Below are 19,604 nucleotides of genomic sequence, written 5' to 3' on the forward strand. Positions count from 1 at the left end.
CCTGCCGGGACCATCCGGGAAGGTCGCTCGTTGGCCTTCCCCTTCGTGACAGAGACGACTAGCCATGGCCCAACAGGATACGCCTTCCCCTCAGGACGCCGCCGCCGAAGAAAACCGTCTGATCGCGGAACGCCGCGCCAAGCTTGCCGCCCGTCGCAAGCTGGCCGAGGCCGAAGGTGGCAGTGCTTTTCCCAATAACTTTCGCCGTGACAGCCTGGCGGCCGAACTCGATGCCGAGCTTGGCGACAAGGACAAGGAAGCGCTGGAATCGCTGGGGCGTGAGGCAGCCGTGGCCGGGCGCATCATGCGCAAGCGTGGTCCCTTTATCGTGATTCAGGATGTCAGCGGCCAGATTCAGCTCTACGTCGACAAGAAGGGGCTCGATCCCGCCCTGCTCGAGGACATCAAGAGCTGGGACATCGGCGACATCGTGGCTGGCCATGGCCCGGTGCACAAATCCGGCAAGGGCGACCTGTACGTGATGATGCGTGAGGCCAAGCTCCTGACCAAGAGCCTGCGTCCCCTGCCGGACAAGTTCCACGGCCTGACCGACATGGAAGCGCGCTACCGCCAGCGCTATGTCGACCTGATCATGAACCCGGACTCGCGTCGGGTGTTCGAGACTCGCGCCGGCATCATCAGCGCCATGCGCCGCTTCTTCGAGGATCGCGGCTTCATGGAGGTGGAAACCCCGATGCTGCAGCCGATTCCCGGTGGGGCCACCGCGCGTCCCTTCGTCACCCACCATAATGCGCTGGACATCGACATGTACCTGCGTATCGCGCCGGAGCTTTATCTCAAGCGCCTGGTGGTAGGCGGTTTCGAGCGGGTCTTCGAGATCAACCGTAACTTCCGCAACGAAGGGCTTTCCACCCGCCACAATCCCGAGTTCACCATGGTCGAGTTCTACTGGGCCTACGTGGACTACCAGGCGTTGATGGACCTGACCGAAACCATGCTGCGGGAGATCGCTCAGAAGGTGCTGGGCACCACCACCCTGAATTACCAGGGTTCCACCTACGATCTCGGTCAGCCGTTCGTGCGCATGACCCTGCGTGAGGCGATTCTGGCCCACGGCGAGGGCATCGAGGCAGCGGACATCGACGAACTCGAGCCTGCCCGCGCCCTGGCCGGCCGTCTGGGTATCAAGATCAAGGACGGCTGGGGGCTTGGCAAGCTGCAGACCGAGATCTTCGAGGAAGTGGCCGAGTCGCGTCTGGATCAGCCGACCTTCATCACCGAATATCCGGCGGAGGTGAGCCCGTTGGCACGCCGCAACGACGCCAACCCGTTCGTCACCGATCGCTTCGAGTTCTTCGTCGGCGGCCGCGAGATTGCCAATGGCTTCTCGGAGCTCAATGATGCCGAGGACCAGGCCGAGCGCTTCCGTGCCCAGGCTGCCGAGAAGGATGCCGGCGATCTGGAGGCAATGTACTACGATGCCGACTACGTGCGCGCACTGGAAGTCGGGCTGCCGCCCACCGCTGGTGAGGGTATCGGGATCGACCGTCTGGTCATGCTGTTCACCGACAGCCCGTCGATTCGCGACGTGCTGCTGTTCCCGGCCATGCGCCCGGAAGCCGGCGACGCGTGAACCAAACGGGCGGCCGCTGGGAGCCTTTCCGAGCGGCCGCAGGCGAAACCGCGCCGCAGCGGCCGGGTTTTATTGGCAAGGGACGCCCATAGCACCCATAATGGCTGCGATTCGAGACTGCGATTCGACGTCGAGGAGATCGCGATGAAACTGCTCAACCGCTCCGCACTGAGCGTCAGACCCACCCAGCACTTTGTTGACTGGATCAATGCCCTGGAACCGACCATGGGCGATGACGATCTCAACCTGTCCGACGTCGACCGCGAGAGTACGGTCTACCTGATTCCAGAAATGGATACTCCCGAGGCGTTGGAAGCCTTCGTTCGCGAGCGGTATCTCGAGGTGCTCGAGAACGAGCTGCGCGCCTGGGAAGAGGACGAGCGGCAGTGGCCTGAATCGCTGGACTGGGCGCTGTTCCAGCGTTTCCTTCAAGTCGAGCACAGCTATCTGGCCATCGATCTGGATAGCGAGGCGGCGCTTGAAATCTCCGAGGTTGACGACGAGTTGCTGGCCGACCTCGAACAGGACTGAGCTCGGCACCCAGCGGCAGGCCTGCTTGCCGCACGTGCAACGCGTCTCTTTGCTGACAGGACCGGCCCAGGCCGGTCCTGTCAGCGTTCGCGCTGGTTTCCCATGACGCCCCAGGACGGGACGATACCTGCATGAGTCGACTGTTCTCTACCCCTGACGGCGACGATGGCCTGCCCGGGCCGGAACGTCGTCTGGCGGTCATCGCCCTGGTGTTGGGCACCTTGATGGCGGTGGTCGACACCACCATGATCAATATCGCGCTGCCCTCCATGGCTCGCGATCTCGGCGTGTCGGATGCCCGCGCCGTATGGATCACCAACCTGTTTCAGGTGGTCTGCGCGGCGATGCTGCTGGTATTTGCAGCGGCCAGCGAGCTGCTCAGTCGGCGCAAGGTCTACGTCGCCGGGCTGTCGCTGTTTGTGCTGGCCGCCCTGGGCAGCGCGCTGTCGCCTAACTTCGAGACCTTGCTGGTGTTTCGTGCCTTGCAGGGCATTGGCGCCGCAGCCACGCTGTCCATCGGGCCAAGCCTGTATCGTTCGATTTTCCCCTCGCGCCTGTTGGGTAGCGCACTTGGCCTGTCGTCGCTGGTGGTGGCCGGTGGCTATGCTGCAGGTCCTTCTATCGGCGGGCTGGTACTGTCGGTGGCCAACTGGCCATGGCTGTTTGCGCTGAACGTGCCGCTGGGAATCGCCGCGGCCTTCATGGCGTGGAAGGCGCTGCCCAGGGAGACTCGCCGCGAGGGTAGCTTCGATGGACCTGGCGCGCTGGCGTCCATGGCCATGCTGGCAGGGTTGTTCATGGCCATGGATGCCATTGGCCATCGTGCGCCGATGCTGGATATCGCGTTGTGGCTGGCAGTGACGCTGGGGTCTGCGTGGGCCTTCATCCATCGCCAGGGGCGAGCGCCGCATCCGCTGCTGCCGCTGGGACTGTTTCGCGAGCCACGCTTCAGCCTGGCCGTGTCGGCCCAGGGTACGGCCTTTATCGGCCAGGGGCTGACCTTCGTCGCGCTGTCGTTTCTGTATCAGCAGCAGATGGGCTACTCGGCCCTGCACACCGCCTGGTTGTTCACTCCCTGGCCACTGACCATCATGATTGTCGGTCCGTTGGCGGGGCGTCTGGCAGATCGCTTCAATCCCGGTCTGGTCGCTAGTGTCGGCCTTGCCGTACTGCTGGTGGGGTTGCTCAGCCTGGCCAGCCTGGATAGCGATGCGACGGCCCTCGATAGCCTATGGCGCACGGCCCTGTGTGGCGCTGGCTTTGGCCTGTTTCAGCCGCCCAACAATCGTGAGTTGATGACCAGCGTGCCGAAGTCTCGCAGTGCCAACGCCTCTGGCGTGATGAGTACCACCCGCACGGTGGGGCAGTCGCTGGGGGTGGCGTTGGTGGGCCTGTGTCTGGCGGTCGGGGCGGGGGTTCAGCAGTCGTTGTGGGTGGGCGCTGCCACCACCTTGCTGGCGCTGTTGATCAGCCTGGTGCGACTGCCGATGGCCCAGCGTGCGTACCGTATCGCCCGTGAAGAAAAGAAGGCGGCCCGCCGCGAGGCATCAGGTCAAGCTTAGTCAGCCAGGCTATGAATGCGTACAATGGCATAGTACTGAGGACAGCCCGCAAGGTTTGTCGTGCCTTCGCGACAATCATGCAGGGGTGCGTCGAATTGACGTCCATCGTAGCCATGTTTGCCGTCTCTACCGAGGCAATGACAAGAGATTTCATCATGAGTATTCAGGCGACCATTGAACACAAGCTCGCGGCTCTCGAACCCACCGAAATGGTGGTCGAGAATGAAAGCCACATGCATAGCGTGCCGCCGAATTCGGAAACCCACTTTAAGGTGACCCTGGTGTCTGAGCGTTTCGCCGGCCTGATGCCGGTCAAGCGTCACCAGCAGATCTACTCGTTGCTGGCCGATGAGCTGTCCGGTCCGGTGCATGCCCTGGCCCTCCACCTCTACACCCCCGGCGAGTGGCAGAGTCGTGGCGCGGCACGCCCTGACTCGCCCAACTGCATGGGTGGCTCGCGCTCGTGACGCCTGAGCCGACACGACTGGCCTATCTGGATGCCATGGGGCTGACCGCTTGGGTCGCCCGGTATCAGTTTCCCAATGCGCGGGAAACCGAGGTCTGTGACTGGCCTGAGCTGGAGCCTCAGCAGCCGCCGGAAACGGGGGCCCGAGGCTTGCACGCGCTGTTGGATGAGGTGCCTGCAGCGCGCAGCCACGAAGCTGCCCAGGACAGCAGCGTCGCCGTCACGGCGGCGTCCACTGCCCAGGCGCCGTCTCCAGAGCCGTCTCAGCCTGCAGCGCCGGTCGCCCGCAAGGCGAGAGCACTGCTGGGCGATATGGTGCCCGATGATGAGGCGACCAGCGCCACACCGGCACTGGACAGCGAAGAAGAGGGTGTCGAGGATGCCGAGCCGCTGCGCTTTGTCTGCCAGGTGGCCTGTCTCGATGGACGCTGGTTGTTGTTGGTGGCCCAGCAGGCGCCGTTGGGCGTGGAGCACCAGCGGCTGCTGTTCAACATCCTGCACAGCAGTGGAGTGACGGCCGAGCAGCGCCCGGTATTCGAGACGCTGACCTGGCCTCTGGCGGAAGGGTTGCCGGTCAGGCGTCCTCTGGAAGAGGCTCGTCAAGGGCTCAAGGCCTTCGTGGCTGGTCGAGCCCGGCGGGGCTGGGCGCCTGAACGCGTGCTGGTATTCGGCCACGAAGACGCCTTGATGCAGGTCCTGGGTGAAGCTGGGCAGGCTGCCGTCGCCGAACCGACAGCGCCGGTGGCCAGCGAACCAGGGCATTCCAGCACCCTGGCACTCCCCCAATGGAGTGGGCCAGGCCTTGATGAGCTGCTGAGCAGTGCGACGGCCAAGCGCCGTTTGTGGGTGTCGAGTGCCGATTGGCAAACCCTATGGCAACAGGGCCGCGAGGCATGACGACCGGATCCGCCGGGCGGGGTGCTGGGCAGCAGCCTGGACGGGGCACCGAGCCCTTCGTGGTGCGCCAGTTGAGGCCTGATGACCTGGCTGCCCTCGAGGCTCTCGAGGCGTCCCAGACCCATCGGCTGTCTCGGCCACAGGCCCTTGAGCAGGCCTTCGTCGATGAGCAGCGCCTGCTGCTGGGAGTCGAGGATAGCAACGGAGGTCTAGCCGCCTACGCGCTGGTGTCGCGGCTGCCCTTTGAAGCCGAACTGGAGGCCATACTGGTGGCCACTGATGCGCGGCGCCAGGGGCTCGGTCGTTTGTTGCTGTCGCAGCTGGTAGAGCAAGCAAGAGATTGGGGGGCAGAAAGGCTGCTGCTGGAAGTCCGCGCGGATAACGCTGAGGCGATCGCCCTCTATCGTGCGCTCGGCTTCACCCAGGATGGGCTGCGCCGCGCTTACTATGCTGCCCACTACGCCGCCCAAGGCGCCGCCCGCGAGCCGGGTGGTGAACGCGTCGACGCGGTGCTGATGTCGTTGACGCTGGCCTAAGCGCGCGAGACGCAAGGGACTCTCTTCAAGGGGCTCTCTTCAAGGGGCTCTCTTCAAGGGGCTCTCTTCAAGGGGCTCTCTTCAAGGGGCTCTCTTCAAGGGCTCCTCTTGGAGCCCTCGGATCGGGCGGTGTGGCTCGCGGTGCTTAGATCGCGGTGCTTAGATCGTGCTGCTTAGATCGTGCTGCTTAGATCGCGGTGCCCTGATCGTGATGCTTAGACGCTGTGCGCCGGTGCTGGCTGCGCGCTGCCCTGTTCTGCATCCACGTCGTCGAGTTGGCCCAGGATAGCCGTCAGACGGCGCTCCCACTCCTCACGCTCCTGCTTCAGTCGAGCGTTTTCCTCGCGCAACTCCTCAGCTTCCAGTTTCAGCAATTCCAGGGCCTCCAGCGCGCTGGTGACCTTCTTTTCGAGTTGGTTGAAGAGTTCCGTGCTCATCCTCGTCTCCTGACATGACGTGGGGTGAGGGCGCAACGCGCGCCCCGATGGCACGAGCGTAACGCCGAGCTCGTCGGTGGACAAGCGTCGCGACGCGGCGACGCTGTCTGATAGAGAGTGCGGGCATCGCTCCGGGGCACAGCGCAATGGTCGAGAGGCCTGGAAAGCACGTCGCAAGGGGCGGTAAGAGGGCTCAGCTCGACGTCGTATGACGCCGATAGAGCCGCCCAAAACTGTCGCCCGCCTTGACCTCCCGGTGTAGATGCCAGTGCTCCGGTACGCTCAGCTCCAGTCCGCTTTCCACCTCGACATAGATCCAGGCATCGTCGGTCAGCCAGCCTTGCTCCAGCGCAGAACAGCAGGGTTCGGCCAGTGCCTGGCGGAAGGGCGGGTCGATAAACGCGATGTCAAACGGTACCTCGGGCGGGTTCGAGAGCATCGTCAAGGTATCTTGAGTGATCACCTCGGCGCTGCTGATGGAGAGCGTGGCCAGGTTGTCGTTGATGGCCTTGGCGACCTGGCCATCACGCTCGACGAAGGTGGCGGCCCTGGCGCCGCGTGATAACGCTTCCAGGCCCAGGGCGCCGGTACCCGCGAACAGGTCCAGCACTCGCTTGCCGTAAAGTGTACCGCCAAGCCAGTTGAACAGCGTTTCGCGCACGCGATCGGGCGTCGGGCGCAGGCCTGGTTTGTCGAGGACGGGCAGCAGTCGGCGTCGGTGGTCGCCACCGATGATGCGCAGCTTGCCAGGGGCGCGGCCTGTGGCTGCTGTTTTGGCGCCGGTACGGGGGCGCGGTCGAGAAGGGCGATGTCGGCTCATGGCGAGAGATTTTACCCGTGCCGAGTGGCTGCGTCATGCCAAGGACGGCCCCAGTGTCATCTTTGTTCGTCGGGTGGTGGTTGGGTTGACCCTGAACGGCGCAAAAGCCGCTGACAGGTCCGCCAGTGAGTTCGACAGCCTGCCTTGCGAGTCCACAGAAGACGGGCAGGGTGGTAGGATGTGGCGGTTCGTTCACCGGCTGAGGCGGCAGGTCATCCATGTTCGGTATTTTCAAGCGCAAGAAGAAGCAGTCGGGTGAAACACCCGTTGAGGATCAGCAGTCACAGGACCTGGCATCCCGCGAGGAAGAGACGCGGTCGAGCGAGGGTCCTGCTGAGACGCAGGATCACGCTGAGTCGTCCCCCGATGCGGCACCTCGGGCTGATGAGGAAAGGTCGACTCCGGCCGCTGAGCACGGGGCAGACTCGGATGTCACATCGGCGCAACAGCACAGCGAGTCTCAGCAGCAAGCAGCTGGCGAGCCTGCCGAGGCGCTGGTGCCGGAGCCCATCGAGCCTGACGCCTTGCGTGAGGCCAGCACCTCTCAGGCCGAGCCCGAGGCCGCAGCCACACCTGCGGCCCAACCAGAGCGCGAGCCGGGTGCTGAGACAGGGGTTGAGACAGGGGTTGAGACAGGGGTTGAGACAGCGGCCGGGCAAAAGACCGAGCGAGATCTTCAGGCAGCGTCGGAGGCCTCCGAAACAAGGACGCCTGCCGCTGATGCCGCTCCCCAACGACCCGTCGAGACCGCAGCGGGGCACGAGAATGCGCCGACGGTCGAGGCGTCGCCAGAGCCAGAGCCCTCCTCTCAGCGTCTCGAGCACGCCGAGGTCATCGAACCCAGCCGCTCCAGCGGGCCTGCGCTGCAGGAAAAGCCAAGGGCCGCGGCTGCCGATAAAGGTGCAGAGAAAAAGGGGTGGTTTGCCCGCATGCGTGCGGGGCTGGGCAAGACCCGGGCCAATCTTAGCGATGGGCTGGCCGACCTGTTCATGGGGGCCAAGCAGATCGATGACGATCTGATCGAGGACATCGAAACCCAGCTGCTGATGGCGGATGTAGGGATCGAGGCGACCAGTGAGATTATCGAGGCACTGACCGAGCGAGTGTCGCGCAAGGAGCTGAAGGATCCCGAGGCGCTGTATCGTGCCCTGCAGCAGGAGCTGGCCAGTATGCTGGGGGCGGTCAGCGACCCGCTGACCCTGACCACGGAAGATGGCGGACCCTTTGTGATTCTCGTGGTGGGCGTCAACGGGGTGGGCAAGACCACCACCATCGGCAAGTTGACCCAGCGCTTCCAGCGCGAGGGCAAGAGCGTGATGCTGGCGGCGGGAGATACCTTCCGTGCCGCCGCGGTCGAGCAGCTCAAGGTCTGGGGCGAGCGCAACAGCGTTCCCGTGGTGGCTCAGCACACCGGTGCCGACAGTGCCTCGGTCATCTACGACGCGGTGGCCGCTGCGCGGGCTCGCGGAGTCGACGTGCTGATCGCCGATACGGCGGGGCGTCTGCACAACAAGTCCCACCTGATGGAAGAGCTGAAAAAGGTTCACCGCGTGATGGGCAAGCTGGATGCCAATGCGCCCCATGAGGTCATGCTGGTGCTGGATGCAGGCACTGGCCAGAACGCTCTGTCCCAGGCGGCGACCTTCAACGAGGCCGTGCCGGTCAGCGGGATTACTCTGACCAAGCTCGATGGCACCGCCAAGGGCGGCGTCATCTTTGCCCTGGCGAAGCAACTCAAGACGCCGATTCGCTTTATCGGTGTCGGCGAAAGCCTCGATGACCTGCGACCGTTCAAGGCAGAGGATTTTGTCGATGCCTTGTTTGATCGTCGCTCGAGTGACGGCGACGAATGATCGCCTTCGAGCACGTCGGCAAGCGCTATGGAGGGCGCTTCGAGGCGCTCTCCAATATCGACTTCCGTGTTTCCCGCGGAGAAATGGTGTTTCTCACCGGGCATTCCGGGGCTGGCAAGAGCTCGTTGCTGCGTTTGATCATGCGCCTGGAGCGCCCGAGTCGAGGGCGCGTGCTGGTGGCCGGACACGACATCGACAAGCTTCACTCGAGCCAGCTGCCCTTCTACCGGCGTCAGATTGGTGTGGTGTTTCAGGATCACCAGCTGCTGTTTGATCGCTCCATCTATCACAATGTGGCGCTGCCGCTGGAAATCCGCGGACTACCGCCGCGAGATACGGCTCGACGTGTGCGTGCCGCCCTCGACAAGGTCGGCCTGTTGCACCGTGAGAAGGCCTTGCCGATCGAATTGTCCGGTGGTGAGCAGCAGCGTGTGGGAATCGCCCGTGCCGTCGTCAACAAGCCGGCCCTGCTGCTGGCCGACGAACCCACCGGTAATCTGGACCCCCAGTTATCCGCTGACATCATGGGCTTGTTCGAAGATTTCCATCGCATCGGCACCACCGTGATGATTGCCAGCCACGACCTGGCACTGATTGCGCGCCTGCGTCACCGGACCCTGCGCCTGAGCGAGGGACGGCTGGTGGGTGATGGGGAGGCTGCGTGAGTCTGGATCCCCCCCGTAGAAGAGCGGCCACGCCGCGCAGCACTGGAGCCCGCAGTCGGGGTGCCGTCAGGTCGGACCGACCAGCCGGTCGAACCGCGGGTACACCGGCCCAGGGTGGTGCCCGTCAGCAGTCCGCCAGGCCGCAAGGACAGTGGCGGTCATGGCTGCGTCATCACCGGGCCATGTGCCTCGACAGCCTGCACCGGCTGATTCGCCAGCCGGTGGGCAGCCTGCTGACCATGCTGGCCATCGCCATTGCCTTGGTGCTCCCTAGTGCGCTGTGGCTGTCCCTGGACAGTGCCAAGCTGGTCGATGCAGAGCTCGATGCCAGCGCCACCTTGACCGCCTATCTGGACAAGGGCGTGGATGAGGCCCAGGCCCAGCGTATTCTCGAGGCCATCGAGGCACAGTCGAATATCGCCAGTACGCGCATGATTACCGCGGCTGAGGGCATGGCGGAGTTCCAGCAGGCGCTTGGTCTTGACGACGCGCTGGCCCGACTCGAGACCAATCCTCTGCCCGCTTCGGTGGTGATATCGCCGCAGTCGCCGTCACCCGAGGCAATGACGGCGTTGTCCGAACGGCTGACGGCCATGCCGGGCATTGCCGAGGTACGCCTTGATCTGGCCTGGATCGAACGCTTGCGGCAGCTGGCCGAGGTGGGACGGCGCGTCACGCTGGCGTTAGGCGTACTGTTCGGACTGGGGGTGTTGCTGGTGGTCGGCAACACGATCCGGCTGGCGGTGGAGAATCGCCGCAAGGAAATCGAAGTGGTGACGCTGATTGGTGCCACCCATGCCTTCGTGCGCCGCCCGTTCCTTTACAGCGGTGCCTGGTATGGGCTCGGCGGTGGCCTGCTGGCCTGGGCATTGCTCACTCTTGGCAGTGACTGGCTGTCAGCCCCGGTAGCGTCGCTGGCTGCGAGCTATGGGGCACACTATCAGCTGCCCGCGCTGGGGCTGGCTGGTTCTACAATATTGCTGAGTTGTAGTACACTATTGGGCTGGTTAGGTGCCTGGATCGCCGTCAGTCGTCATCTGGCGGGCATCAAGCCCCGCTAGGTCATCACGTTGCGCACGGTCATCTCATAGCGCACGTGAGTCGTCAGCGAAGCCTGAGGCGCCACCAGGTGGTTTCGTCGGATGCACCCTGAAGGGCTATACGACGAAAGGGGAACTTTTTGAGCGTGTGTTCCTCCAAGGTGCATTCGAAATCTTGTTGGTCTTCGAGGAGACAATCTGCACATGAGCAACAGTCTTCTGCCGGTGGGTCATCTATCACCGGGGCACGACCTGAACGGCTACATTCAAGCCGTCAACCGCATTCCCCTGCTGACGGTGGAAGAAGAGCAGGATCTGGCCCATCGCCTCCAACAGGAAGGTGATCTGGAAGCCGCCCGCCGTCTGGTCATGTCCCATCTTCGTTTTGTCGTGCACATCGCACGCAGTTACTCCGGCTATGGGCTTCCCCAGGCTGACCTGATTCAGGAAGGTAATGTTGGCCTGATGAAGGCGGTCAAGCGTTTCGATCCGACCCAGGGCGTCAGGCTGGTGTCCTTCGCCGTGCACTGGATCAAGGCGGAAATCCACGAGTTCGTGCTGCGCAACTGGCGCATCGTCAAGATCGCCACCACCAAGGCCCAGCGCAAGTTGTTCTTCAACCTGCGTGGTGCCAAGAAGCGTCTGGCCTGGCTGAACAGCGACGAAGTCGATGCGATTGCCAAGGATCTGGACGTCAAGCCAGAGGTGGTGCGGGAAATGGAAGGTCGGCTGGCCTCCCACGATGCCGGCTTCGATGCTGCTCCGTCCGATGACGAGGAAAGCGCGTATCAGGCCCCGGTGCATTATCTGGATGATGCCAGCCAGGATCCGGCGACTCAGCTGGAGGACAGCGACTGGGAAGAAGACGCCACCCGTCGCCTGCAAGGGGCGCTGGCGGACCTGGATGAGCGTTCCCGGGATATCCTGACCCAGCGCTGGCTAGCCGAGAACAAGGCGACGCTGCACGAGCTGGCGGACGTCTATGGGGTATCGGCTGAGCGGATTCGTCAGCTTGAGAAAAACGCCATGAAGAAGATTCGTGAGCGTCTTGGCGATGCCCTGGCTGCCTAAGCGGCGGTAGGGGAGGTCCCTTCGGTACTGGCCTGAACGCAAGCCTGAACGCAAGCTATGTTCAGCAGCAGTGCCAGCCCACGAAAAGAAGCGCCCGAACCGTCAGGTTCGGGCGCTTTGCGTAAAGACCGGTCCGTTCGCGGCAGCCCTCAGAATCAGGCGGGCACCGCGCTGTCTCTGAGCAACTGAGACGACAGCGCAGGCCACTGATCTTCCCAGTACTCGGTGGGACGGTGGCGATAGTCGCTGCGCACGTACTGGGCGATACGCCCCTCGATCTGTGCTGTCAGTAGGTTCGCGCTGGCGCTCGCCGGCATGGCCAGACGACGTCCCTCACGAAGTTCCGCCTCGCGGAGTACCTGCTTGAACTGGGTTTCCAGGCGCTCGAACAGCTGGTGAATGCGCAGGCGTAGCCTGGCGGTTTCACCGGTCAGTACATCGCCGCCGAGCAGGCGCGACAGTCCGGGGTTCTTCTCGGCAAAGGCCAGCACCAGGGTCATGATCTGATGGCAGCGTGGCAGCGCCTCCTGCTGCTCGTCGAGGATACGCGTGATGCGTTCAAACAAGGTTTCCTCGATAAAGCTGATCAGACCTTCATACATCCTGGCCTTGCTCGGAAAGTGGCGATAGAGCGCGGCTTCCGAGACGCCCACCTGTCGGGCCAGGGCAGCAATGGTGATGCGCTTGCCGCTGTCTTCCTCCAGCATCAGGGCCAGGGCCTGCAGAATCTGGTCCCGCCGGCTTGGGGTGTTTTCCTGCGTCATGGTGTCGAGTTCTTTATCGTTGATGGCCCGCCAGGCTATCCGGCGGGCGAGTTCCCTTGCGATTCGACGATCTGGCTGGCGAACCGCATCTTCCTTGCGTGTCAGTCTTGTTGGCGCCGCTGGGCGGTATCAGTCAGGTGCGTGGTTGGTGATCAGGGTGCCGACGCCGGCATTGGTGAAAATTTCCAGCAGGGTGGCGTGGGGCACGCGGCCATCGACGATATGGGCGCTGACCACGCCGCCCTTGACCGCATCCAGCGCGCAGCGGATCTTGGGCAGCATACCACCATGAATGGTGCCATCGGCGATCAATTCGTCGACCTGCGCGGTAGACAGCCCTGTCATCACCTCGCCGTCACGGTTCATCAGGCCTGCCACATTGGTCAGCAGCATCAGCTTTTCAGCACCCAGCGCTTCGGCCACCTTTCCCGCTACCAGGTCGGCGTTGATATTGTAGCTATGGCCTTCGCCATCGACGCCGATAGGGGCGATGACGGGAATGAAGTCCCGCGCGGCCAGCATTTCGATCAGGTCCGTGGAGACATGCTCCACTTCACCCACGTGGCCGATATCGATGATTTCTGGAGCGGTCATTTCCGGGCTTTGGTGTTCCACCTTGAGCTGGCGAGCCCGAATCTGCGCGCCGTCCTTGCCGGTGAGGCCGATGGCCTTGCCGCCGCACTGGTTGATCTGATTGACGATGTCCTTGTTGACCAGGCCGCCCAGCACCATTTCCACCACGTCCATGGTCTCGGCGTCGGTCACCCGCATGCCACCGACAAAGCGTGACTCGATGTTGAGCTTCGCCAGCAACTCGCCGATCTGAGGGCCTCCGCCGTGGACCACGACGGGGTTGATCCCTACTTCCTTCATCAACACCATGTCCCGTGCGAAGGAGTCGATAAGGGCATCTTCGGTCATGGCGTTGCCGCCATACTTGACCACTACGGTCTTGCCGGAAAACTTCTGGATGTAGGGGAGGGCCTCAGAGAGGACCTCCACCACCAGGCGCGGATCGTGAGCCTGTTCGCTCATTGGCGTAGTGTCTCCTGCGGGTTCAGTTCGGAAGGGTGAGCGAGGCGTCTACCGCCGCCAGAGCCTTGGCAAAACGCTCGCGAATGCGTGCCAGGGCATCACCATCATTGCCCTCGAAACGCAGCACCAGCATCGGCGTGGTGTTCGACGCGCGGCACAGGCCCCAGCCGTCAGCGTAGTCCACACGGATGCCATCGAGGGTAGTCTTGACGCCGTCGTCACCGAAATCCCCCTCCCGAGCCAGGCGATCGACCAGATCGAACTTGGTCTCGTCGGTCACTTCGATATTGATCTCCGGCGTGCTGATATTCTGCTGATAGCGATCAAAGAAAGTGTCGGCGTCACCGTCGAAGCGGGACAGGATTTCGAGCAGGCGGGCCGCGCCGTAGAGACCGTCGTCAAAGCCGTACCAGCGCTCCTTGAAGAAGATGTGGCCGCTCATCTCGCCGGCCAGCAGGGCGCCGGTCTCCTTCATGCGAGCCTTGATCAGAGAATGACCGGTCCGCCACATCTCAGGCGTGCCGCCGGCTTGCTCGATCACCTCGATCAGCTTGCCGGTGCACTTGACGTCGAAGATGACGCGGGCGTCCGGATTGCGGCTCAGCATGTCTTCGGCAAAGGCCATCAGCAGGTGGTCGGGGTAGATCAGTCGCCCCTTGGGGGTGATCACACCCAGGCGATCGCCATCGCCGTCGAAGGCCAGGCCGATATCGGCGCCGTGCTCGGCCACTGCCTTGATCAGGTCCTTGAGGTTTTCTGGCTTGCCCGGATCCGGGTGATGGTTCGGGAAGGTGCCATCGATCTCATCAAACAGGGGGATGGTGTCAGCGCCCAGTGCCTTGACCAGTTGTGGGCCAAGCTCACCTGCGACACCGTTGCCACAGTCGACCACCGCCTTGATCTTGCCGGATACCGAAACGTCACCAAGGATGCGTGCGAGATAGGCCTCGCGAACGTCCTGCTCGGAGACCTGGCCCTGACCTGAACGCAGATCACCGTTCTCAAGACGCGTGTAGAGCGCGGTGATCGCGTCGCCGGACAGCGTCTCGCCGCCAAGGACCATCTTCAGACCGTTGTAATCCGGCGGGTTGTGGCTGCCGGTCAACATGACCCCGGAGCTGGTGCCGTCGAGAGTATGGGTCGCGAAATACAGCACCGGGGTCGGCACCATGCCGATGTCGATGACATCGCAGCCGCTGGCGGTGAGGCCGCGGGTCAGGGCCTGGATCAGTCGGGGGCCGGACAGCCGCCCGTCACGGGCGACGACCACCCGGGTTTCCCCGCGGTCCTGGGCCTCGCTGCCGATGGCCTGGCCAATGGCTTCGACCCCCGCCTCGGTCAGGGTGTCGTCGACGATGCCGCGAATGTCATAGGCACGAAAGATCGTGGAAGGTACGTGTGTCATGGGCAGGTCCTTTCCTTTTGACGTAGCGCTGGGTCAGGTGAGTCGCGATCAGTGACGGCCAGAACTGCCGAAGCCGCCATCACCGCGCAGGCTGGCGGAGAAGTCGTCGACCACTTCCAGGTTGGCTTGAACCACCGGCACCAGCACGTACTGGGCGAGGCGTTCAAAGGGTTCCAGGGTGAAGGAGCGGTCCGAGCGGTTCCACACGGACACCATCAGTTCGCCCTGATAGTCAGAGTCGATCAGGCCGACCAGATTGCCGAGCACGATCCCGTGCTTGTGGCCGAGGCCAGAGCGCGGCAGGATCAACCCGGCCAGTGCCGGGTCGGCAATGTGGATGGCGAGGCCGGTACGCACCAGCTCGCAGTCTCCTGGCGCCAGCGTCAACGGCGCATCGAGCAGCGCATGCAGGTCCATGCCGGCGGAGCCTTCAGTGGCATAGCGCGGCATGCGGTCCTTGATGCGCTCGTCGAGTATCCTGACCGCCATGGTGGGGCGAGTGGTTGTGCTGGACATGCAAAATCCTTGAGTCGTGAGAGCGCTTCCGGCCCCCGTGTTGAGCGTAGTGCAGCGACCGCATGGTCGGCCGCAGTGATACAGTGCCACGGCACCGCACGACCGGCGCGAAGTGTCAGTCGTGGTGCTGGCGAGCGGCAAGACAGGCGCTGGCCTGGGCGATGACAGCCTCGGCCAGGCGCGTCTTGTCCTGTTCGGCTTCGTGGCGTGTGTTGACCTGGTCGCCGTCGCGCCACATCAATAATGCCGCATTGCGATCGGAGCCAAAGCCGAGTCCTGCGCGGGAAACGTCATTGGCCACGATCATGTCAAGATTCTTGCGCCTGAGCTTGTCCTTGGCGTAGCGCTCGAGGTCACGGGTCTCGGCGGCGAAGCCGACAATCAGGGGGCGTGGGTGACGACTCGCCAAGGTGGCAATGATGTCCGGGTTCTTGACCAGTGTCAGCGTCAGACCGTCCTCGCCTTCCTGCTTCTTGATCTTGTGTTCGGCGGGTGCCGCGGCGCGGTAATCGGCCACAGCTGCACAGCCAATGAAGATGTCGCACTCGGCGACTAGGCCTTCGGCCGCGGCGAGCATCTGCTCAGCGGTATCCACATCCATGCGAGTCACTCCGGCCGGGGTAGGCAGGCTGACAGGCCCAGCGATCAGCGTGACCCGGGCGCCGCTGTCGCGAGCTGCCTGCGCCAGCGCAAATCCCATCTTGCCCGAGCTGTGATTGCTCAGGTAGCGCACCGGATCCAGAGGCTCGCGCGTCGGCCCTGCGGTGATCACGATATGGGGCGCCACTGCGGAAGGTGGTGTGCTCGTTTCACTCTGTGCCGCGACAGTCGCCTCTGTGGTATCCCGGAACAAGGCCGTGACGATCTGCTCGGGCTCCATCATGCGTCCAGGGCCTACATCACCGCAGGCTTGATCGCCTTGATCGGGGCCCAGCAACTGCCATCCATCGTCGCGCAGCTGGGCGGCATTGCGCGCCGTAGCCGGATGGCGCCACATGGCCTGGTTCATGGCCGGTGCCACTACCCGTGGCGCATCGCTAGCTAGACAGGCGGTCGTCAGCAGGTCGTTGGCCATGCCCTGGGCCAGGCGTGCCATGAGGTCGGCAGTTGCGGGGGCGATCAGGATCAGGTCGGCCCAGCGTGCCAGCTCGATGTGCCCCATGCCCAGTTCCGCATCCGGATCCAGCAGTGATGTCCTCACCGCACGTCCCGTCAGCGCCTGCAGCGTCAGCGGCGTGATGAAGGCCTGTGCCCCTTCCGTCATGACAACCTGGACCTCGCAGCCTCCCTGCACCAGCAAGCGAGCCAACACAGCACTTTTATAGGCAGCAATGCCAGCGCTGATACCAAGCAGCACACGCTGTCCTGCGCGCAGCGCCGGAGGGCCATAGCGCGTAGAGGAAGATGGTTGAAGCATGCAAAACGATCCACGACCGGGGTAAGAGTCCTACCTTACCACCGGTGTCGGATCATGCGTAGCCGCGCACCCCCGTCCCAGGTCATCGCTGATGCCACTAGACTCATCAGGTATGTCGGCGCTCGCCGACACTGGCGCGCATCGCTACCCAGGGAAAGGCCGCCACCCACAGCGGGACAAGGTAGCGGGAGGGCGGTCAGACAGGCAAACAAGAAGGGCAGACAACAAGAGCTGACTAGAAAGGCTGACAAGAGGGGCTGACAAGAGAGGCTGACAACGGCGGGCGGCCAGAGGGGCGGATAACACAGGCTGACCAGAAAGCGCGGCAAGAGCGCTGTTCATAAAGGAGACAGGGATGTCGATACGGGATTGGCCTGAAGGAGAAAGGCCCAGGGAAAAGCTTTTAACCATGGGGCCCGGTGCGCTGTCAGATGCCGAGCTGCTGGCGATCCTGCTGCGCGTCGGTGTGGCAGGGCGCTCCGCCGTGGACCTGGCTCGGGATGTACTGGTGGCGTTTGGTGGCCTGCGCGCGCTGCTTGAAGCTCGCCAGCAAGAGGTCTGCGCCCAGCGCGGCCTGGGGGTGGCGACGTTCGTCCAGCTGCAGGCTGCCCAGGAGATGTCGCGCCGGCACCTTGCGAGCCACCTTGAACGGGGTCAGCCGTTGGATTCCCCCAGTCGAGTGAGGGCCTTCCTTGCCGCCCAGCTGCGCCACCTTGACCACGAAGTCTTCGCCGCGCTGTTTCTCGATAGCCAGCACCGAGTGATTCGATTCGAGGTGTTGTTCCATGGCACGTTGGACAGCGCATCGGTGTATCCGCGAGAAGTCGCCAAGAGGGCGCTCGCTCTGGGAGCCGGAGCGCTGATCCTGTGTCATAACCATCCGTCCGGCGTTGCCGAGCCCAGCGAAGCAGATCGACGAATCACCGAACGGCTGAGGGAGGCGCTGGGGCTGTTCGATATTCGTGTGCTGGATCATTTTGTGGTGGGAGACGCAGAAGTGGTGTCATTTGCCGAGCGAGGGTGGGTATAATATGCCGCGCGCAGGAACCGGGTGGTTATCGGCGGCGTCTACGACGCATGACGACACCGGGATCCTCTACCATCGACAACGCCACGCCACCGCCGTGAACGCACCCTTGCCGCTTCGATGCAACACACGAGACAGGCAACGGCGCGAACGGGATGGCGAAGCTTGGCGTAACTCTTGCCCAGGCGGCAGGGTTCTGGTATAAAGTGCACCCTTTGAATTCCCTTGGGTTGAAAGCACGGGGCTCATGACAGGGCTTGAGGTTGCTGAGGCTTGATGACTGCGGATCTGCGTCGACACCGCGCGGCGGGTTTGCGACACAGGCTGACAGGCACGCCACTTATTCAGTTAAGGTTCTCGCCCTTCCCGGTTTGCCCGACAGGTTTTGAACAACTCGCCACGCGGTTGGAGGCTCTCATGTCCAAAGTATGTCAGGTTACCGGCAAGCGCCCGGTGACTGGTAACAACGTTTCACACTCCCAGCGCAAGACACGTCGTCGTTTCTTGCCGAATCTTCACAGCCATCGCTTCTGGGTCGAGTCCGAAAAGCGTTTCGTGACTCTGCGCGTCTCTTCCAAGGGCATGCGCATCATCGACAAGAAGGGCATCGACGAGGTGCTCAGCGATATTCGTAAGCGCGGCGACGCCATCTAAGGATGTCGTCACTCGGAGCCTGTAGAGCGTAGCTCGTATCACAGGTTCCGGCCGACTTGAATGACTGGCCTGGTGTGGCGAACGTACCAGGCAGCAATCTGGGAGAATTCTCATGCGTGACAAGATTCGTCTGGTGTCCAGCGCCGGTACCGGCCACTTCTACACCACCGACAAGAACAAGCGTAACACTCCGGACAAGATGGAAATGAAGAAGTTTGATCCGGTGGTTCGCAAGCACGTGATGTACAAGGAAGCCAAGATCAAGTAAGGCTTGATCTCGCTTCCACCGCAGGCGAGCCGCCTGTCGACGAGAACCCGGCCCCGAGGTCGGGTTCTTGCGTATCAAGGTGCTGACGCGGCGCCTGGCGAGAATGTTTCGCCTGACGTCGGGATATCAGCCTCACTGCCGCAGGTGCAACATGCCCGAGTTGCCTGAAGTCGAGACGACCCGGCGCGGTATCGCTCCCCATGTGGAAGGGCGAGAAGTGCGCGAGGTGCTGGTGCGTCAGTCGCGCCTGAGAGTGCCCGTGCCCGAGACCCTTGCCGAGCGCCTGGTAGGGGCGCGGATTGGTCAGATTCGTCGTCGCGCCAAGTATTTGCTGTTGCCTGTCCTGTCTCCCTCGGAGAGCGCTACGGTGGACGAGGTGGAAGCGCCCCGGGAACGGGGTACCTTGCTCTGGCATCTGGGCATGTCGGGCAGCCTGCGGATCGCTCGTCTTGGCGATCTGCCGAAGAAGCATGACCACGTCGACCTGGTGCTCGAAGGCGGCGCGATTCTGCGCTACCACGACCCTCGCCGTTTTGGCTTTGTCGATTGGCTACGCGAGGACGAGTCTCAGGATACGCGACTGTCGCGTCTCGGCCCTGAGCCGCTATCGCCAGCGTTTGATGGTGCTCGCCTTTACGCCCTTTCTCGTGGGCGGCAAGCCGCGGTAAAGCCGTTTTTGATGGACAATGCTGTGGTCGTTGGCGTGGGCAATATCTATGCCAGCGAAGCGTTGTTTCTGGCGGGAATCGACCCTCGGCGAGCAGCCGGGCGCATCGGCCGCGAGCGCTATGACAGGCTCGCCGCGGCTGCCAAGGATGTACTTGCCGCAGCCATCACCCAAGGGGGCACGACGCTGCGTGACTTTGTCAGCGGCACCGGCGAGCCCGGCTATTTCGCTCAGCGCCTCAATGTCTATGGTCGCGCTGGAGCGCCCTGTCGCCGCTGCGGCGGCGAACTCAAGCATGTGACCCTGGGGCAGAGGGCCAGTGTCTTTTGTCCTCGCTGTCAGCGCTGATAGCACTGGCACCTCCACACCTTAGATATCT

General features: G+C 63.2%; 21 protein-coding genes. 14 read left to right on the forward strand and 7 right to left on the reverse strand.

Going from position 1 to position 19,604, the window contains the following annotated elements; all coding sequences use genetic code 11:
* Nucleotides 1-64: 64 nt before the first annotated feature.
* The 6 genes from lysS to KUV72_RS14690 all read left to right on the forward strand — a co-directional run bounded on the left by lysS (nucleotide 65) and on the right by KUV72_RS14690 (nucleotide 5,586).
* Complete coding sequence (lysS, locus tag KUV72_RS14665) at nucleotides 65-1,594, forward strand: lysine--tRNA ligase (protein ID WP_222238899.1); 1,530 nt, start codon at nucleotides 65-67, stop codon at nucleotides 1,592-1,594.
* Nucleotides 1,595-1,738: 144 nt separating this feature from the next.
* Nucleotides 1,739-2,125 (forward strand): hypothetical protein, encoded by a 387-nt coding sequence (locus KUV72_RS14670; RefSeq protein WP_206940401.1) that lies wholly within the window; start codon nucleotides 1,739-1,741, stop codon nucleotides 2,123-2,125.
* 131 nt (nucleotides 2,126-2,256) lie between these two features.
* Nucleotides 2,257-3,687: an MFS transporter gene (locus KUV72_RS14675; RefSeq protein ID WP_222238900.1), complete on the forward strand. Its 1,431-nt coding sequence runs from the start codon at nucleotides 2,257-2,259 to the stop codon at nucleotides 3,685-3,687.
* Between the two features lie 155 nt (nucleotides 3,688-3,842).
* Complete coding sequence (locus KUV72_RS14680; RefSeq protein WP_222238901.1) at nucleotides 3,843-4,154, forward strand: BolA family protein; 312 nt, start codon at nucleotides 3,843-3,845, stop codon at nucleotides 4,152-4,154.
* Nucleotides 4,151-5,050, forward strand: coding sequence for a hypothetical protein (locus KUV72_RS14685; protein ID WP_222238902.1), 900 nt, complete (start codon nucleotides 4,151-4,153; stop codon nucleotides 5,048-5,050). The genes KUV72_RS14680 and KUV72_RS14685 overlap by 4 nt, the downstream gene beginning before the upstream one ends.
* The gene (locus tag KUV72_RS14690; RefSeq protein ID WP_222238903.1) at nucleotides 5,047-5,586 is read left to right on the forward strand and encodes a GNAT family N-acetyltransferase; all 540 of its coding nucleotides are present in this window, start codon (nucleotides 5,047-5,049) and stop codon (nucleotides 5,584-5,586) included. The genes KUV72_RS14685 and KUV72_RS14690 overlap by 4 nt, the downstream gene beginning before the upstream one ends.
* A gap of 215 nt (nucleotides 5,587-5,801) precedes the next feature.
* Here KUV72_RS14690 and zapB read toward each other — a convergent pair whose 3' ends face one another.
* Nucleotides 5,802-6,023, reverse strand: a complete 222-nt coding sequence (zapB, locus tag KUV72_RS14695) for a cell division protein ZapB (RefSeq protein WP_206940392.1) — start codon at nucleotides 6,021-6,023, stop codon at nucleotides 5,802-5,804.
* A gap of 193 nt (nucleotides 6,024-6,216) precedes the next feature.
* Nucleotides 6,217-6,843: a 16S rRNA (guanine(966)-N(2))-methyltransferase RsmD gene (gene rsmD / locus KUV72_RS14700; protein ID WP_222238904.1), complete on the reverse strand. Its 627-nt coding sequence runs from the start codon at nucleotides 6,841-6,843 to the stop codon at nucleotides 6,217-6,219.
* Nucleotides 6,844-7,337: 494 nt separating this feature from the next.
* On the opposite strand from rsmD, the gene ftsY reads away from it, so the two are divergent.
* The 4 genes from ftsY to rpoH all read left to right on the forward strand — a co-directional run bounded on the left by ftsY (nucleotide 7,338) and on the right by rpoH (nucleotide 11,472).
* Nucleotides 7,338-8,696, forward strand: coding sequence for a signal recognition particle-docking protein FtsY (gene ftsY / locus KUV72_RS14705; protein WP_409995896.1), 1,359 nt, complete (start codon nucleotides 7,338-7,340; stop codon nucleotides 8,694-8,696).
* The gene (gene ftsE / locus KUV72_RS14710) at nucleotides 8,693-9,361 is read left to right on the forward strand and encodes a cell division ATP-binding protein FtsE (RefSeq protein WP_222238906.1); all 669 of its coding nucleotides are present in this window, start codon (nucleotides 8,693-8,695) and stop codon (nucleotides 9,359-9,361) included. The genes ftsY and ftsE overlap by 4 nt, the downstream gene beginning before the upstream one ends.
* A gap of 2 nt (nucleotides 9,362-9,363) precedes the next feature.
* Nucleotides 9,364-10,422 carry a permease-like cell division protein FtsX gene (gene ftsX, locus KUV72_RS14715; protein WP_261317516.1) on the forward strand — a complete coding sequence of 353 codons (1,059 nt, stop codon included), beginning with the start codon at nucleotides 9,364-9,366 and terminating at the stop codon, nucleotides 10,420-10,422.
* 183 nt (nucleotides 10,423-10,605) lie between these two features.
* The gene (gene rpoH, locus KUV72_RS14720; protein ID WP_206940385.1) at nucleotides 10,606-11,472 is read left to right on the forward strand and encodes an RNA polymerase sigma factor RpoH; all 867 of its coding nucleotides are present in this window, start codon (nucleotides 10,606-10,608) and stop codon (nucleotides 11,470-11,472) included.
* A 155-nt stretch (nucleotides 11,473-11,627) separates the two neighbouring features.
* Here rpoH and slmA read toward each other — a convergent pair whose 3' ends face one another.
* The 5 genes from slmA to coaBC all read right to left on the reverse strand — a co-directional run bounded on the left by slmA (nucleotide 11,628) and on the right by coaBC (nucleotide 16,609).
* Complete coding sequence (gene slmA / locus KUV72_RS14725) at nucleotides 11,628-12,236, reverse strand: nucleoid occlusion factor SlmA (RefSeq protein ID WP_206940382.1); 609 nt, start codon at nucleotides 12,234-12,236, stop codon at nucleotides 11,628-11,630.
* Between the two features lie 129 nt (nucleotides 12,237-12,365).
* The gene (gene argB / locus KUV72_RS14730; protein WP_206940380.1) at nucleotides 12,366-13,271 is read right to left on the reverse strand and encodes an acetylglutamate kinase; all 906 of its coding nucleotides are present in this window, start codon (nucleotides 13,269-13,271) and stop codon (nucleotides 12,366-12,368) included.
* A 22-nt stretch (nucleotides 13,272-13,293) separates the two neighbouring features.
* Nucleotides 13,294-14,676: a phosphomannomutase/phosphoglucomutase gene (locus tag KUV72_RS14735; protein ID WP_222238907.1), complete on the reverse strand. Its 1,383-nt coding sequence runs from the start codon at nucleotides 14,674-14,676 to the stop codon at nucleotides 13,294-13,296.
* Between the two features lie 48 nt (nucleotides 14,677-14,724).
* Entirely contained in the window at nucleotides 14,725-15,165 is a 441-nt protein-coding gene (gene dut / locus KUV72_RS14740) for a dUTP diphosphatase (RefSeq protein ID WP_374107049.1), read from the reverse strand.
* A gap of 142 nt (nucleotides 15,166-15,307) precedes the next feature.
* Complete coding sequence (coaBC, locus tag KUV72_RS14745) at nucleotides 15,308-16,609, reverse strand: bifunctional phosphopantothenoylcysteine decarboxylase/phosphopantothenate--cysteine ligase CoaBC (protein WP_222238908.1); 1,302 nt, start codon at nucleotides 16,607-16,609, stop codon at nucleotides 15,308-15,310.
* 355 nt (nucleotides 16,610-16,964) lie between these two features.
* Here coaBC and radC point away from each other — a divergent pair, with 355 nt between their 5' ends.
* The 4 genes from radC (at nucleotide 16,965) to mutM (ending at nucleotide 19,573) form a co-directional block, all read left to right on the forward strand.
* Nucleotides 16,965-17,639 (forward strand): RadC family protein, encoded by a 675-nt coding sequence (gene radC, locus KUV72_RS14750; protein ID WP_222238909.1) that lies wholly within the window; start codon nucleotides 16,965-16,967, stop codon nucleotides 17,637-17,639.
* Nucleotides 17,640-18,053: 414 nt separating this feature from the next.
* Nucleotides 18,054-18,290 (forward strand): 50S ribosomal protein L28, encoded by a 237-nt coding sequence (gene rpmB / locus KUV72_RS14755; RefSeq protein WP_206940369.1) that lies wholly within the window; start codon nucleotides 18,054-18,056, stop codon nucleotides 18,288-18,290.
* A 112-nt stretch (nucleotides 18,291-18,402) separates the two neighbouring features.
* Nucleotides 18,403-18,558: a 50S ribosomal protein L33 gene (gene rpmG / locus KUV72_RS14760; protein WP_016856547.1), complete on the forward strand. Its 156-nt coding sequence runs from the start codon at nucleotides 18,403-18,405 to the stop codon at nucleotides 18,556-18,558.
* Between the two features lie 151 nt (nucleotides 18,559-18,709).
* Complete coding sequence (gene mutM / locus KUV72_RS14765) at nucleotides 18,710-19,573, forward strand: bifunctional DNA-formamidopyrimidine glycosylase/DNA-(apurinic or apyrimidinic site) lyase (protein ID WP_222164033.1); 864 nt, start codon at nucleotides 18,710-18,712, stop codon at nucleotides 19,571-19,573.
* The last annotated feature ends 31 nt before the right edge of the window (nucleotides 19,574-19,604 follow it).

This window comes from Halomonas sp. DP4Y7-1, assembly GCF_019800705.1.
Classification (GTDB): Bacteria; Pseudomonadota; Gammaproteobacteria; order Pseudomonadales; family Halomonadaceae; genus Halomonas; species Halomonas litopenaei_A.